This window comes from Paenibacillus sp. P46E (assembly GCF_001909095.1).
Lineage (GTDB): Bacteria > Bacillota > Bacilli > Paenibacillales > Paenibacillaceae > Paenibacillus_AQ > Paenibacillus_AQ helianthi.
In genome coordinates this window covers 78,914-94,744 of sequence record NZ_LVYZ01000037.1, presented here as the reverse complement: position 1 = coordinate 94,744, position 15,831 = coordinate 78,914, and the positions used below count along the sequence as shown (strand labels likewise).

The 15,831-nt window shown below is 46.2% G+C and carries 15 protein-coding genes; 11 read left to right on the top strand and 4 right to left on the bottom strand.

The genetic code is table 11. The features are described 5' to 3' along the window. Window positions 1-412 precede the first annotated feature (412 nt). Entirely contained in the window at window positions 413-991 is a 579-nt protein-coding gene (locus tag A3849_RS12865; protein ID WP_074111786.1) for a hypothetical protein, read from the bottom strand. A 652-nt stretch (window positions 992-1,643) separates the two neighbouring features. Here A3849_RS12865 and A3849_RS12855 point away from each other — a divergent pair. The 5 genes from A3849_RS12855 to A3849_RS12830 all read left to right on the top strand — a co-directional run bounded on the left by A3849_RS12855 (window position 1,644) and on the right by A3849_RS12830 (window position 7,046). Then, window positions 1,644-2,915: a Glu/Leu/Phe/Val family dehydrogenase gene (locus A3849_RS12855; RefSeq protein WP_074111803.1), complete on the top strand. Its 1,272-nt coding sequence runs from the start codon at window positions 1,644-1,646 to the stop codon at window positions 2,913-2,915. A 34-nt stretch (window positions 2,916-2,949) separates the two neighbouring features. Next, the gene (locus A3849_RS12850; protein ID WP_074111785.1) at window positions 2,950-3,927 is read left to right on the top strand and encodes a diaminopimelate dehydrogenase; all 978 of its coding nucleotides are present in this window, start codon (window positions 2,950-2,952) and stop codon (window positions 3,925-3,927) included. A 428-nt stretch (window positions 3,928-4,355) separates the two neighbouring features. Further along, window positions 4,356-5,318, top strand: a complete 963-nt coding sequence (locus tag A3849_RS12840) for a hypothetical protein (protein WP_143191802.1) — start codon at window positions 4,356-4,358, stop codon at window positions 5,316-5,318. Further along, window positions 5,291-5,551, top strand: a complete 261-nt coding sequence (locus A3849_RS33970; protein ID WP_074111782.1) for an S-layer homology domain-containing protein — start codon at window positions 5,291-5,293, stop codon at window positions 5,549-5,551. Before A3849_RS12840 ends, A3849_RS33970 begins: the two co-directional genes overlap by 28 nt. Window positions 5,552-5,837: 286 nt before the next feature. After that, window positions 5,838-7,046, top strand: coding sequence for a TerD family protein (locus A3849_RS12830; RefSeq protein WP_074111781.1), 1,209 nt, complete (start codon window positions 5,838-5,840; stop codon window positions 7,044-7,046). A gap of 114 nt (window positions 7,047-7,160) precedes the next feature. On the opposite strand, the gene A3849_RS12825 is transcribed toward A3849_RS12830, so the two are convergent. After that, a complete protein-coding gene (locus A3849_RS12825) occupies window positions 7,161-8,924 on the bottom strand; it encodes a sensor histidine kinase (protein WP_074111780.1) in 1,764 nt (587 codons plus the stop codon). A gap of 4 nt (window positions 8,925-8,928) precedes the next feature. After that, a complete protein-coding gene (locus A3849_RS12820; RefSeq protein ID WP_074111779.1) occupies window positions 8,929-9,636 on the bottom strand; it encodes a response regulator transcription factor in 708 nt (235 codons plus the stop codon). 200 nt (window positions 9,637-9,836) lie between these two features. Between A3849_RS12820 and A3849_RS12815 the strand changes: the two genes are divergently transcribed. The 6 genes from A3849_RS12815 (at window position 9,837) to A3849_RS12795 (ending at window position 14,698) form a co-directional block, all read left to right on the top strand. Further along, window positions 9,837-10,844, top strand: coding sequence for a M23 family metallopeptidase (locus tag A3849_RS12815; protein ID WP_074111778.1), 1,008 nt, complete (start codon window positions 9,837-9,839; stop codon window positions 10,842-10,844). Between the two features lie 304 nt (window positions 10,845-11,148). Beyond that, window positions 11,149-11,739 carry a DegV family protein gene (locus A3849_RS33550; protein ID WP_256700757.1) on the top strand — a complete coding sequence of 197 codons (591 nt, stop codon included), beginning with the start codon at window positions 11,149-11,151 and terminating at the stop codon, window positions 11,737-11,739. Next, window positions 11,739-12,086, top strand: coding sequence for a DegV family protein (locus A3849_RS33545; protein WP_372237760.1), 348 nt, complete (start codon window positions 11,739-11,741; stop codon window positions 12,084-12,086). Before A3849_RS33550 ends, A3849_RS33545 begins: the two co-directional genes overlap by 1 nt. Window positions 12,087-12,410: 324 nt before the next feature. Beyond that, entirely contained in the window at window positions 12,411-13,010 is a 600-nt protein-coding gene (locus tag A3849_RS12805; protein ID WP_372237762.1) for a response regulator transcription factor, read from the top strand. Window positions 13,011-13,172: 162 nt separating this feature from the next. After that, entirely contained in the window at window positions 13,173-13,640 is a 468-nt protein-coding gene (locus A3849_RS12800; RefSeq protein WP_074111776.1) for a transcriptional regulator, read from the top strand. A gap of 173 nt (window positions 13,641-13,813) precedes the next feature. Beyond that, a complete protein-coding gene (locus A3849_RS12795) occupies window positions 13,814-14,698 on the top strand; it encodes a DUF1349 domain-containing protein (RefSeq protein WP_074111775.1) in 885 nt (294 codons plus the stop codon). Between the two features lie 103 nt (window positions 14,699-14,801). Here the strand turns inward: A3849_RS12795 and A3849_RS12790 are convergent, their stop codons facing one another. Further along, entirely contained in the window at window positions 14,802-15,656 is an 855-nt protein-coding gene (locus tag A3849_RS12790) for an AraC family transcriptional regulator (RefSeq protein WP_074111774.1), read from the bottom strand. Between the last annotated feature and the right edge of the window lie 175 nt (window positions 15,657-15,831).

The window sequence follows — 15,831 nt, the reverse complement described above, 5'->3', positions numbered from 1 at the left end:
GTTCGTTATGGATGTGATTGGCATCATTCCTTCGTATCATTTCATGGAGGGGTTGTCAGCTCTTGTTCTGGACAAGGGGTTGGGGCAGCTTTGGCTGAGCCTTGCCAACTTGCTCGTATGGATGGTTCTTTCCACGTTGCTGGTCTTCATAATTTACGCTGGCAAATGTTATGACAAGTAGCGTCACTGACGGACTTTGCAAGGGGAGGAGACTTCGTATGAGCAAGGGGACGAAAAATGTAATCCTAGGTGTGATAGTACTCGCCGTCGTATTGTTTATCAAATGGCTTTGGCTCACGGGCGGGATCATCGGTAAAATTGTATATTCCACAATCAGGAGACGTTGATAAAAAGCGGATACTTCACACATGGGTATCCGCTTTACTTTACCTATGTAGACTAAGGCCTTACATTACAATAAACACTTTATGGCTCTGCTTAAAGCAGTGTTCCAAGGTCTTGATTCGATCAAATCAATCCCATTTCGCTTACAGGTATCCGCTATCCAATCTCCATACGAAATACTTATTTCAGCTCTATAATGTTGTAATTCGCCACCTTCTCTTGCTAAATAATTCTGCACTATTTGATTTTTGTCTGATTCCTGTATAAATATTGATTTTACCTCCGGGTTATCGAAAGATAATGTAAAATCAGGATCAATAAAATCACCTTCAATAATGATAGGTACTTTATCTTCAATATGCCTGTTTACGAGTTTTTTTAATACTGGAGCCATTTCTTTGCTTACACCAATCAGCCAGTCTACATTGCCGTCAACTCCAACATCTTTCCAGTCAATACCAGAATCCCAATAATGAATTACAGGAAAATGCTCCTTTGCTGTAACTGTTTTTACGGATAGGTGAACATCATCTACTTCCAAGACATTCACACCATAAAATCGAGCAATTTCATAAGCAATACTTGATTTACCTATTCCCGATGCTCCACCAATAAACAAAACTGTCCAGTTTCTATTATTATTCATTTTGCCAACCTTCCAACCTCATTTATATATTCATCCGAATAATGTTATGTAGTTCGGCATTATTCTACTATTCCCTTTTTTTCCTACATTGGACTGCGCTGCGGCATGGACTGAATGTGGAAAAGTTGCTGGAGACGTTTGCGGAGCAGACGGCTGAATTCGATACATATGAGGATGAGGGCAATCTGGCACACTATTACCGCTTCAGCCATCATCGGGAGTTGCACCGGGAGGTGTTCAAGCGCCGACGGCTCCTCCACCGCAATTCATACCGCAAATGTCGGCCACCACATTTGCCATCGACCCCGGCGTTAATGTAGCGTATCAGTTTAGTAAAAAACTAATAGAGGTTAAGGGACTTCATTCCGTATCGGAATGAGGCAAAACCCATACGCTGCACCCATTCGAAGGGGACTTTTGCAGATTCACAGCAAAAGTCCCTTCCGTCGGTTCGGCAGGGCGTATCTAGCCCGAATCCAATCTATAAGCAAAAATGTAAGCGATTAATTCGAATATTTTCGTATCTGATGAAAAAAATAACAATGATTTTCCGTAAAAAGTCTTTTATAAAGCTAACGTATGATGTAAGATGTATTCTAACCTTCTTTAATGCGGTGAACCGCAAAATCAGATGGAGAAAGGGCTGAAGCACATGAGCATTACAGAGAACGTGGCGCTGGCGCAAGAGACCTTAAACCCCTATGAAATTGTACAAAAACAGATTGATGAAGCGGCTGCCTATTTGCAGCTTCCGCAGCATATTACCGATATTCTGAAAAAACCGAAACGTGTGCTGACCGTCAACTTTCCCGTCAAGATGGATGACGGAAGCGTGGTCGTCTTCGAAGGTTACCGTTCCCAGCACAACGATGCGATCGGTCCGGGAAAAGGGGGCATTCGTTTCCACCCCGACGTTACGCTGGACGAAGTCAAAGCTTTGTCGATGTGGATGTCCTTCAAATGCGGCGTTGTGGGTCTGCCTTACGGTGGCGGCAAGGGTGGGGTTATCTGTGACCCGCACAAGCTGAGCAAAGGTGAACTGGAACGCGTCAGCCGGAGCTTTATGGAGGCTATCGCCGATTTCATCGGTCCCGATAAAGATATTCCAGCGCCGGATGTCTACACGACACCGGAGATTATGGGCTGGATGATGGATACATACAGCCGCCTAAAGGGCGTTAACACGCCGGGCGTCATCACAGGCAAACCGCTCATCCTCGGCGGCTCCAAAGGACGGAATGAAGCAACGGCACAAGGCTGCGTGTACACAGTGCTTGCTGCGCTCAAGGAGCTGGATGTATCTCCGGAAGGTGCAATAGTTGCGGTGCAGGGCTTCGGCAACGCCGGACGGATTGCGGCTAAACTGCTGGCCGAACAAGGCTGTAAGGTTGTTGCGGTCAGCGATTCGAGGGGCGGTTTGTATCAGGCGGAGGGTCTTGACTTGCCGAGAGTCTTTGCGCTCAAAGACCATGCCAATCTGGCTGACTACGGCGAGTCTTACGTGATTACTAACGAAGAGTTGCTGGAGCTGGATGTCGATATCCTTGTCCCCGCGGCACTGGAGAATGTGATTACCGGCGCCAATGCAGCCAACATCCGGGCCCGGATCATCGCCGAAGCGGCCAACGGCCCGACCACTCCAGAGGCGGACAAAATTTTGCAGGAAAATGGCGTGCTAGTCATTCCTGATATTCTGGCAAATGCAGGCGGCGTCACCGTATCGTATTTCGAATGGGTGCAAAATCTGGCCAACTACTACTGGACGGAAGAAGAGGTGCTGGAGCGTCTGTCGCAGCGGATGTACGCTTCCTATGATGCGGTCCGTGCCTTATCCCGTGAGCACGGTACCGATCTGCGCACCGCTGCTTTCATGATCTCCATTAAACGGATTAGCGAAGCGATGAGTGCCCGAGGCTGGATCTGATCCAGCATATTATGAAATGGAGGACACAATAACCATGACCCAACCTATTTCCATCGGCATCGTCGGCTACGGCAATCTCGGACGTGGCGTCGAGGCGGCAATCCGGCAAAATCCTGATCTTCGGCTGGAAGCGATTTTTACGCGCCGCGATCCCCACACGTTAGATACGGGCACACCGATGGTGTCCATTAACGATATTGAGGCTTATCGGGGGAAAATTGATGTGCTGATCCTATGCGGCGGCTCCGCAACCGATCTGCCGGAACAGGGCCCGGCTCTGGCGAAGCTGTTCCATACGGTTGACAGCTTCGATACCCATGCGCGAATTCCGGAGTATTATGCGGAAGTGGACGCCAGCTCCAAGGCGGCGGGGACTGTCAGCGTCATTTCTACAGGCTGGGACCCGGGACTGTTCTCACTGAACCGTCTGCTGGCAGAAGCTGTGCTGCCGGAAGGCAGCGAGTTCACCTTCTGGGGCAAAGGCGTAAGCCAGGGTCATTCCGACGCCATCCGCCGTGTTCCCGGAGTCAAGAACGGCATCCAGTACACTATTCCGCGTGAAGAAGCGGTGGCGCGCGTACGCAGTGGGGAGAACCCGGTGCTGGCTACCCGCGATAAGCATCTGCGCGAGTGTTATGTAGTGGCTGAGGAAGGCGCAGACCGCGGGGCGATTGCGGAGACGATCCGCAACATGCCGAATTATTTTGCCGATTATGAGACTGTGGTTCATTTCGTGAGCGAAGAGACGCTGGCTGCCGAACATGGCGCAATGCCGCATGGCGGCCATGTTATCCGAAGCGGGCGGACCGGGGAGGGGAATACGCAGATCGTCGAGTTCAGTCTGAAGCTGGACAGCAATCCCGAATTTACCGCCAGCGTGCTCGTCGCCTATGCCCGCGCGGCCTACCGTCTGGCGCAAAAGGGAGAGTCCGGCGCACACACCGTCTTCGATATCCCGTTCGGCCTGCTCTCGCCGAAATCGCCGGAGCAGCTCCGCAAGGAACTGCTGTAGCGTTAGTGGAGATCCTAGTGGAAGAAAGAAGCCCGTGCAGGAAAAATCGCTGAATCAGCAGGACGTGCATGAGCTAAAAAGAGGAAGCTTAAGCTAGGTGTAGCTTGAGCTTCTTCTTTTTTTGTTGCCGCAAAGTTATATTATACAGAAAGCAGCACAACGGCGAAGAGCTGGAGTGTGATGAGGAGTTGTCATATCGCATTAAATGTCTGGAGGACGATATCCCGTATGTGGGATTTTTCCATGATATCTACTCGTGTGAAGAACCCTTTGAGTATAAGAAACGGGATTTGACCAAATAATGTTTTGCAAAATCACGTAAGGGGAAATGGCGGCCTGAACGAAGTATAGGCAAAGTCGGACGGCTTCACTTGTAACCCTTTGCAGAGGCCGATAATCAAGACTATTGATTTTAAAAATTCAGATACGTGGTTGTAATATTCGGAAAAACTTTTATTTTAACCTATATATCTTTAATAATACAGATTGTTGGAAAATCTATTAATAATTATAATAGTAGCAAATATAGTTATAGCCAGGAAGGGAAGCTTATTATGATTCCATTAGACGACGTAGACAAATGCTACCCATTAATAAATGAGCGCGCACAACGTTTTTTGAGCGAGCAAGAACTGAAGCAATATCGCTCCCTCCCACAAAACGAGGTTGAACACCAGCTTAAACTGTTGCTGGAAAGTCCGATTGCCCACTTTACCGTTGTAAATGAAGTCTACTTCAGAGCGCGTTGGGCAGAAGTTTTTGAAGCGCTGCAGTTGGGAGATGACCTGACATTATTGGAGGTGGCTTCCGGTGATGCAGATATGGTTCCCCAGGTCATGGCACGAACCCATCCAAACAGTACATACATAACGGCCAATATGAATAAAAGCCTCACCACCAGTTTGCTGCAGAAAACGCTGGGCCTTCCCCTGCATATGAAAGTCATAGAGGAAGATGCAGCTTATCTCGAAAAACATCTGCCTTCCGGGTCAGTGGATCTTATCGTTTTTCAGCATGCGGTCAATGATATCATCCAGGCGATTTTGTGCGGACAGGCTGGAATCGACACCATCCATACGGATTGGATGGAAACTTTGCCGGCCATGATCAAACTTCTTCAGCAGGAGGTTGCCTCAGGTACACTCGAAGTTCATGCCATGCAGCCTTTTATCACCTTGATCCACACTTTATTGAAATCTCTGCGGACAGATGGCATTATCGCTATGAATCATTATATGTTTCAATTGGACCTTGACTGGGGCTACCCGGAAGATTTGTTTGAGAATATCATCCCCCTGACCAGACGCTGGTTGAACGGGATTCAGGGCTGCGAAGAGATTTTTATTCCCGGTTTTGACCGGCAATGGTGGATCTTTTTGCAAAAAAGATAAGGATGCCCCACACGAATTTCACATCGAAGACAGGTATAATTCTTCCTTCGGCAAACGAGACTGCCCCTTTCGTAGATCAGGCAAGCATCAGCGGTTGGGCAGCAGATTCGATTACGGCACTTCAGCGAGCAGATATTATAAGCGGTTGGAACAACAAGTTCCTTCCGGGGTCATCCATCACTCGCGCAGAGGCAGCTGTCAACCTAGCTAAATTTATTAAGCTCTCGAAATAATACAACAGCTGCAGCGTGAGGAGAGACCCCCAGTGCTGAGGTATTATGGTTAAACCGTTGTATAGACTAGTAGGTTAAGAGCACTGAAGGGGCATCCGGTAGGATGCCCTTTATTGTTCGCCGCTAGAGTGAACGGTGAACCGTACCACAAAAGGGACAATATGTTAATGCAAATCTTAAGTATTACCTTCTTGTGGTAATATAAGTAAGTCAGGATGTATTCTGAAATTTCGGGAATTAAAGAGTCAACTTGAATACGGGCCATTAATGGATTGGAGTGGTTTAAATGAATCAATTTCTTCAGATGGGAGCAAATACAACTTTAAGTGCCGCAAAAGGTAATATTACGATTAGTCACGAAATTTCTACTTTAATAGACATTTCATTAACAGCATTTCTTTTAACGGATTCCGACAAGGTACAAGGAGATAGCGGGGTTATCTTTTATAATCAACCAACAAGTTCCTCAGGTGTAGCTACTCTTTTACCATCCGAGAAAGTGGGCAATACAAAAGTTCATAAAATTAATTTCGACATGGGTAAAGTCCCTCAAGGTATAACAAAAATAGCTATAACTCTGACAGAGGATAACAGCACGGGATTTTCGAATGTAAAGAATTTAACAGCCGAGATATGTACCGAAAATACGATTATTCAGTTATCACCATCCAGTTTCACGCATGAAAATGGAATCGTAGTTTTGGAATTATATCTAAGAGATGGTCAGACAAAGGCAAAATCAATCTGGCGCGGATTTGATTCCGGGCTTGAAGGTTTATGTAAAAACTATGGTGTTGAGGTTGAAGCTGATGAGCCAGACAAGCATTCCGAACCTCAGACAATTCAAAATCATACCTCAAAAGAACCTGACTTGAAGTTATCGATAAGCCTTGAAAAGGTAAAGGGTAAGATAAATCTCGATAAAGGGCAAAAGCCAGTTATTATTGATAAAACACCAGAAATCACGGCTACTGTATCTTGGAAAACTGGGACGGATTATGATATATATGCTTTAGTCTACACAATGGATGGAAAGCAGATTGATGTAGCTATGTTTGGTGCGGAGGGGACACCTCCTCTCAAAAGTTTTGGTAACGGGACTGTGGAACATATGGGCGATGTCGGGAGAAGCAGCAAAGCTATGAAGACAGAGGTTATAAAATTAAGATTAAAAGATGATATTCTTGCAGTTGTTCCTGTGGTTTATTCAGCTCAGTCCAATGGAACCGGTTCATTCTACAGATATAAGGTGTCCATGAGTATAGATAATCATAATGGAACGTCCGTTACGATATCCGCCAAGAATGCCAATAATAATGATAAGATTTATACCTGTGTACCCGGAATACTTCATATTACGCCAGACGGCGTTATTATAAGCCCATTGGAGCTATACAGTAGACCGAATTCGGAGTTTAGGCCTATCCTCAGGATGGGACCTTCAAATATGGTAGAAGTTATAATGGATCAAGGGCCCTTAAATGATTATAAATAGTTTGTCGTAGTCTGAGTAAGGAATTGAAAAAAGCTCAAGCAGACAAGTGGCTTGGGCTTTTTTCATTAGGTTATTGCTTCTAGTACTGCCTAGTTGAATAAAGGATGGATTGTATTATCTTGTCGTGCTAAACATTAATGAAATTGTCGTACCGGTCCCCAATTGGCTCTCTATTTCAATCTGTCCCCGGTGTTGGATCACAAGCTGCTTGGAAATTGCCATACCGAGTCCAGTACCTTGGATTAATTCATCCGTATTGGTACCGCGATAGTAGCGCTCGAATAGCAGTTCCTTCGTTTTTATATCTATGCCTACCCCGTTATCTTGTATCTGGATTACAAATTGCGAAACGTTATTCTTAACTATAGAAACGTTGATCCATGTACCTTCAGGATTGTGGAGGGCAGCATTTGCAAGCAGATTCTCCAGAGCGCGTCTGAAGTATCTGGCATCTATTGGATAGATAATCGGTGCTTCCGAAGCCTTATAATGAATCGGAACATTGGCAAATTGAGGATGCTGTTTCCACTTTTGTATGGCTTGATCGACGAATTCATTCATGTCAGTCGGGACGAATTCAAACGTAAAGGCTTCGTTTTTCAACCGGTAGGTTAAGGTTAAATCGTTGATCATTTCATCCATATAAGTGGATTTCTCACGCATAATGGCTGCAAATTCACGAATTTCTGCTTGTGACCATTCATACGTTCTCGATTCCATGAGATGTGCGTACCCCATTATGGAAGACAGCGGTGTCTTCAAATCATGCGACACACCTGCAATCCAGTCTTCTCTTGTGATCTCCAGCTGCTTACGAATATGCTCGTTCTTCTGTAATGTCTCTGTTAAGTGAGCTAAGGATTCTATCAATTCGGCATGTACGCGGAATCTTTCTTTTAAATGTCCAGACTGCTTACGGCTAAGAGGTATCCCATTGGAGTTAGGACTGATCGGTTCACGTAATTCGCCCTTGGCCAAAGAGTGAAGCCAATCAATCATATGCAGAATGGGTGTCCCAAACCGGTGACCGTACCAAAGAGCAAGAAGCAGGAGAAGAATAAGAATCATCACAAGCAAAGCAGCAGATTTCCAGAAGAATACAGTAATATCTTCCTTATACGTATCGCCATTGACCCATGAAGCCACCGTTGTAGACAGGGGAGCATGAATGACCCAGGTGCTGCCTGCCGCAGAATCATAAACCGTAAATGATTGCATGCCATAACGTTCCGGATATTGGTTACGCAGCATCAAATCCTGAAGGCTATAATGATCTGGCGCTTCGCCCCTTTGTCCGTAACCTCCTAGTACCTTCCCATTCCCATCGAGCAGCTCGATCGAGCCATGAATATCATTAAGCTGCTGCTTGAAGCTCCCGTTCACTTCAATCTTGCCCGCTCTCCATGTCACTTGCTGCAGCAAGTTTTTTTTGAGCATGGCAATATCATTCTTCACTCCGTATAAGAGGGTATAGGTTTGTCCATCCAGCTCTTGAATCCATGCATATAGTCCGTAAGGGGAATCCTTCTCGGCTTTCCAATAGCTCATCAGCTCACCAGGAGTGTAACGTTCTGGAACATCAGCTGGAGTATTGTAAGCGGCAATAATCTCTCCTGTCTTACCCAGAACCTGTAGCCAGCCCCCCTGCTCGCGTACCTCGGCAAGAAGTTTCGGATCAAATTGTATTTTACCGTCATGATGGGTAATGGAGTCTGTGAGCACAGGCAAACTGGGTTTAATGAAGTCCAATTGTTGATCAAGCCGCTCCAGCTTTACAATGCTAAAAGTAAATGTGCCTAAAAATAGAACAAATAGAAGGACGCCGATAAACAGCAATTGCCTAATATATTGAAGGATAAACCTTTTCTTGATGTTCATCGCATTAATCCTCAGCTTCACGAACAAGTTTGTAACCTAGGCCACGTGCCGTAATCAAATATACTGGTTCACTGGGATTGGGTTCAATGCGCTCGCGAATACGATGGATATGAACCATAACTGTATTGTCGTCACTAAGACTCTGCTCGCCCCAAACTTGCTCGTACAGCTGTTTTTTACTGAATACCCGGTTGGGGCTTTGGCAAAAAAACAAGAGGAGCTGAAAGACCTGAGCCGGACAATCGACGGTGACATCATTCACGCGAAGCTCTCCAGCATATTCGTCCACTTGAAATGTTCTGTAAGTGTATATCCGGTTCAAAGTGGGAACCTCGGCAGTTTTGAGATACCGGCGCAGCTGTGCCCGGACACGCGCAATCACTTCTAGCGGATTGAACGGCTTCGTAATGTAATCATCGCCCCCAACGGCAAACCCGGTCAATTTATCAAAATCGCCTACCCGAGCTGTTAAGAACAGGATAGGGGCATCTGTCGTTTGCCGAATCCATGGACAGATCTCGAAGCCATTTTGCTTCGGCAGCATAACATCAAGCAGGATGAGGTCATACTTGGTGGTTTGGCAGGCTAGTAAGGCCTGTTCGCCTGTTGTGGCCGTATCGACGAGTGGAAATCCCTCTTTATTTAATACCGTTTTCAATAGTTTTAGAATGGACGATTCATCATCCACAATTAGAATCTTTGATTGATTCATCGCTTCCTTATCTCCCTATTACATAACTTGGTATCCATTTAAATATATCATTCATTTTGTTTCAGCAGCACAATATAAATCTTAACGGAACCTTAACTTTTCAATCTCCGGATTAATACAATCATAAGGTTTCGTTTCGCAGGTGTTAAACTTCATCGCATACACTTATCCGTGAAACCCATATAAAGGAGAGAAAACGGATGAACAATATCATTAGCCAAAGAAACCTGATCCTGCTTAGCCTCGCTGGCATATTGACTGTGGGCTCACTCGCAGCCTCGGCGTCGGCTGAGTCCGCCAAGCCTGAGGTTGTATCAGCAAACTCTGTCTCGAAAGGAGCAGTAGCCGCTGCTTCTTTCCGGCCGGACGAACTTTTAAAACTGCTGCAGCAAGAGAAATATGAACGTATTTATGGACAACTCGGAGCCGGATTCAAGAAGCAATTTTCGTTAAAGGATTTCAAGAAACAAGTCAGCCTCAACCACAAGAACGTCACATCCTATAAACTGGTTAGTCATCTTCTCATAAACAATACCAGCTACTATGCTTGGAAGGACCCCAAAGGAAAAAAAACAATACAAGCTCTGTTTGACAGAAAGAACAAGATAGAGGCGCTAATATTTAATACGATGCAGCAGTATCCTGAGACGGATGCGAAGCGCACTCAAACGACTTTTGAACTTCCTTTTCAAGGGAAATGGTTTGTCTATTGGGGGGGAACGAACGAGCTAATTAATTATCATTATGGGGCTGAGCAGCAGCGGTATGCGTATGATCTCATCGTGGTAAACAATGGGTTCAGCTATAAAGGCGACGCCACCAAAAATGAAAGCTACTTTGCTTTTGGAAAACCTATTCTGGCTGCCGCAGCGGGCAAAGTTGTGAAAATCGTCAATGACATCCAAGACAATAAGCCTGTCGGTAAGGAGAATACGGAGCAGATTGCCGGGAACCATGTCATTATCGATCATGGCAATGGAGAGTTCAGCTACTACGCTCATCTGCAAAAGGGATCGGTCAGCGTCAAAACCGGTGACGTAGTGAAGGCCGGAGATACGCTGGGTAAATGCGGTAACTCGGGTAATTCCAGCGAACCACATCTTCATTTCGAGGTTGCCGACAGCGCGGAACTGTACACTACAAAGTCACTGCGCGTTCACTGGAAGGACGCCGATGATTATGAGCAAGGTGCATATATGATTCGATGATTTCAAATGTTAAAGGACGGCAGAGATGCCGTTCTTTTGGTGCGCCCAGCCATGAGGCAGTAGTAAATCATAAGTAGAGGCAATTTTTTTAGCGTCTCCACATACCATATCCAGTCTGTTCTTTAATAGGTATATCTATCATGTAAAATGTGAATTTATGTCGAATCATGTTGAAAAGAGTGCCGGTAATTATCTCGTAATCGCTATAAGAGCGCTTGGTTTCCTGTATAATTTATGAATATGCAGATAGTTGAAGCTGCTGATTCCTGATCGCAACCAATCCCTCACGAAAGAGAGCAGTGCCATGAAATCCATCGCTTGGGTAACCGACAGCACCAGCACAATTGAACCTGAATTCGCCATAAATAACCATGTATATATTGTTCCTCTCCGTCTAATTGTCAATAATGAATGTTATAAAGAAAATATCGAAATCACCGCCGATCAGTTCTATGATAAAATGCGCCAGAATGACAAGGTTGGCAGCTCCCAGCCGCCGATTGGTGAGTTTGTAGAGTTATACGAGCGTCTGAAGGAAGACTATGACGAAATTATTGCGATCCATTGTTCCTCCGAGCTTAGTGGTACTTATCATACCTCTATGCAGGCAGCGGAGATTGCTGGAGTTACCGTCATTGGCATTGATTCCAAGGTAGGCGCTTACCCGATCCGTGAGATGATTCTGCGCGGCGTTCACTGGCAGCAGGCAGGTTGCTCAGCGCAGGAGATTAAGAGCAGAATCGAAAATATCATTGAAGAGATGTCTTTCTATCTGATCCCTGCCAGTCTCAGCCAGCTGCACCGCAGCGGGCGACTCTCTGGCTCCCTGCCAGTCTCAGCCAGCTGCACCGCAGCGGGCGACTCTCTGGCTCCCAGCTTGTATTGGGCCAGTTGATGCGGATTCATCTGCTGCTGAAGTTCGATGAAGGCAAAGTTGTCGTTGTGGACAAAATACGCACCTTCAAGAAGACGAAGCAAAAGTTGCTGGAGACACTCCACAAGGATATCCGCCTGATCCGGGATATTTGCATTATGCATGCCAACAATATGGAAGAGGTTCTGAGCCTGGAGTCGGCCATCAAGGAAATGTCGCCTTCTGTGCGTACAGAAATCATGACTTTTGTTCCGGTAGTAGGTGTTCATATGGGCGAAGGAACGCTCGCGCTGTCATGGATTAATAATACAGCCATGAACAGTATCACTGTTCAGAATCATGTGCTGGAGCCTGTGCTTCAGTATTGAGCCCCTCTCAGCCAAATTGCTTTGCACAAAAAACCAGCAGGTCCCGGAGTGGGTCTGCTGGTTTTTTGCGAACCACAGGAGTCCAAATTAATCTCTTCTCCAGGTCATAAAAAATGCTGTTCTGGAATCAGAGGTAAAGATAGTCTATCATAAATGCTGATGAACATGGGATTGAAAGCTGATTACAGATAGTACAAGGAGATTAGATGAATAATTCGATTAATATTCTCGTGGCCGATGACGACAGTGACATCAGCCGGCTACTGTATAGCATTATAAAAAAACGGTTACGTACCACAGCCTGCCTTCTCCGGAACGGAGGCACTGCTCTATCTGGAGCAACGGCAATGGAGCATGGTACTGCTCGATCTGATGCTGCCGGGAATGACGGGCGAGGAGCTGCTTAAATGGATCCGCGTGCGGGGCGGTATGCCAGTGATCATCATTTCGGCCAAGGGTGAGCAGCAGACCAAGGTATCAGCTCTGCGCGGAGGGGCGGATGACTTCATTACGAAGCCTTTCGATATCGAGGAAGTATCGGCGCTCATCGATTCCCATCTGCGCCGGCATGCGCAGATCGCTCCTCCGGCTGTGCCGAGCGTATTGCAGCATAAGGGATTGGTGCTTGACCACGATTCCAAAACGGTTACGGCAGAGGGGGCGGAGGTTGTGCTGACTGTCCGGGAGTACGAGATTGTCGCATTGTTTTTATCGGCACCGAAAAAGGTATTCACGAAAGCCAATCTATACGAAAGCGTATGGAATGAGCCTTACCACGGAGACGATAATACGGTCAATGTCCATATGAGCAATTCAGGACTTGGTCTTTCCATAGCCAAAAGTCTAATGGACAAGATGAACGGCTCCCTGACAGCGGAGCTGCATGGGGGCAATTTAACGATGACCTGCCGTTGGAAGCTGTAAGGCGCAATGCCAGCATGAGCCCCTCTTTTGCATCATTCAGTTCATCCAATGTGCATTTTACTTTCGATGTTACTAAAACTTGTGATGCATTTCATTACCTGATTTATCCATTATACTTATACTCTTGGTTAAAGTACTTCTATTTCCGGAGGTTTTGTGAATATGGAGCGAATCCGTGTAATTGAGATCCCACCTCTAACGGTCGTTAATTCGGGAAACATATCATCTATGGAGGATTTCGAAGCGTTTGACCAATGGTGGTCTTCTGTCGATGTCAAGCATTACATTACGCCCCGCGACTTTATGTGGTATAACGTCAAGAAAGGTTACTTGGAATGGTTTTTTGCGCTGCCAGAAGGATACAAAGATACAGGCGGATACGAGGTTGCCGATTTCCCTGGGGGATTATATGCAGTTGCAACTTCAAAAGATGCAGAGGAAGTGGCCATTGAGGAAACTAAAGCATCCATTCGCGCATGGATTGACACAAGTGGATGCTTCGAAATATCAACAAGCGAGAATGATTCAGCTGAACGTTACGAAATGACCCATGTTACTACACCCAAGGTATTCAAAGAAAAAATGGGCTATCATCTATCGGATATATTCGTACCGATTGTGGCGAAATGACAACACAGGCCACGTATTGCTTTCACTAATCAGCAAGTTTTTTGTAGAAAAGCTCGCAGGAGCCTGTGTTTACATCATGACGACGGGTATCACACTCCGGTCGAAACGATGCGTAAACAGGCTTCTGCGGGTTTATTTGTGTTACAGAATGATGTAGTAGGCAAAGAAAATTAATGCCGTCTATCGACTTTGTCGCTCCTATGGCGTACTTTGATGACTGGGAATTCAACAGCGACTGGGTGTACAGCACGGCATACGGTATCCTGAAGGATACGAGCGACCGGATCAGCAGCAGCCAAGTGGAAATTGTAGCAACGCTGGATAATGACTGGACTGATGATCAATATCAGGAGATTTACCAGGGAATCCGCGAGAATTACCCTGGCGTGAAGCGTCTGTCGTTCTTTTCTTATGGGGCCTGGCCTGAAGCCGAGCTGGCCAAAATCGATGAACGTACGACATGGCCGACACCGGACTGGACACCTCCGGGTGAACATGACTATCCGGCCCAGCTGCCAACAGGGTGGAAGGCAAGGAATATCGGCTCCATGCCGGGGAATGTTGTATATAATTCTACCAAAAAGCAATTTACAATGAGCAGCACATCCACGGATATTTGGGGGAAAGCGGATCAGTTGAACTTTGTCTATCAACCTGTGAAGGGGGATGCGGAGATCATTGTTCAGATGCGATCAACTGAACGTATGGACGGCTGGGCCAAGGCCGGCGTTATGATTCGGGAGTCGCTGGGGCATGATGCAAAGCACGCGGACATGATGATTACCCCTGAGAATGGGGCAACCTTCCAGTATCGGAAAGAGACAACGGGCAACTCGGTTGACCAGACAGCAGATGCTTCTGCTCCAAGCTGGCTTAAGCTGAACCGAAAGGGAAATACCTTCACCGGCTCAGTTTCGTCTGACGGAAAGCGCTGGACGAAGGTTGGAACCATACAGATCTCGATGAACCGCCAGGTGTATATCGGTATAGCGCTCAGCAATCCGGGGGATGACGCGAAGAATAAGGCTGTGTTTGGCAATGTGAAGATCACCAATTAAGCCCTAAATTATCACATTAGAAGGGACTTTTGTTTGTAGATGCCCCAACAACTCACTGGCATAAGTTGTTGGGGCATCTTTCGGTCTGTAGAATCTTCCAGGGTTACTCATAGAACAGCAGCCGCTTCGCATAAGCGTTGCGGAAATCTGTAGGCGTCAGGCCGACGATCTTCTTGAAGGATTTCATGAAATTATGGCAGTCTGTATAGCCGAGCTGGATGGAGACTTCGCTGATGTTCTGATTCGTGTCGGCGAGCAGGAATTTAGCCAGCTCCATCTTTTGCTGAAGAATGTATTGCTTCAACGAGATGCCGGAGATGGTGGTAAACAGGTGGGAGAGGTACTTATCGTTATATCCGAAGTAAGCGGCGATTTGCGACACCTTGATATGCTCGCTCCGGCTCCATTTTATGTAGTCCACGATATCGTTGTAGAGCTGCTCCTGTTTGGTTTTTTTGGACGGATCGGTATCCGCATGGAACAACTGGTTGTACAGCTCGCATAAAATGACTGTCGCCATGTAATTGTTCAGCGTTTTATGATTGTAGCCCCGCACTGAATCCTGCAGCTGCTTCATCATTACGATAATTTTCTCCAGGCTCTTCAGGGTCCCATATTGGGGTAACAGAATGACATTATCTTGCTCACTATGGTTGGAAATGGCCACATCGGTAATTGTGATCCCGGACTTGGCCGAAAAATGCAGCCAGTAGAAGCAGCAATCGGATGAACGGGTTCCGTATTGTCTGGTGAGCGGGGGAAGTAAGAGATATTCACCCTTGGAGACTACAAATTGCTGTTTGTCACCCGCCAAATATAACACGCCCTCAGTCATGACAATAAGCTCGTAATCCTGCAGTACTCTGCTCAGGTGAACCCAATCGGAGGACGGGGCAACAAATTTGCCGGTGATCTCCAGATCAACCGGTGTATCCACTTGCAGTTCAAAAGCAGTCATCCGTATATCCCCTTTTTCAGACTTTTATACACTTGCTTATACTCTAATTATTAATGAAACCCGGCCCGAAGTAAAGCGCTTACGACCTAAAATGTTTAGGGGGTATCTAACCTTTTTACACATATTCAAACTACAAATTACAGTAACGATAGATAATCAATCGGATTGAAGTTAG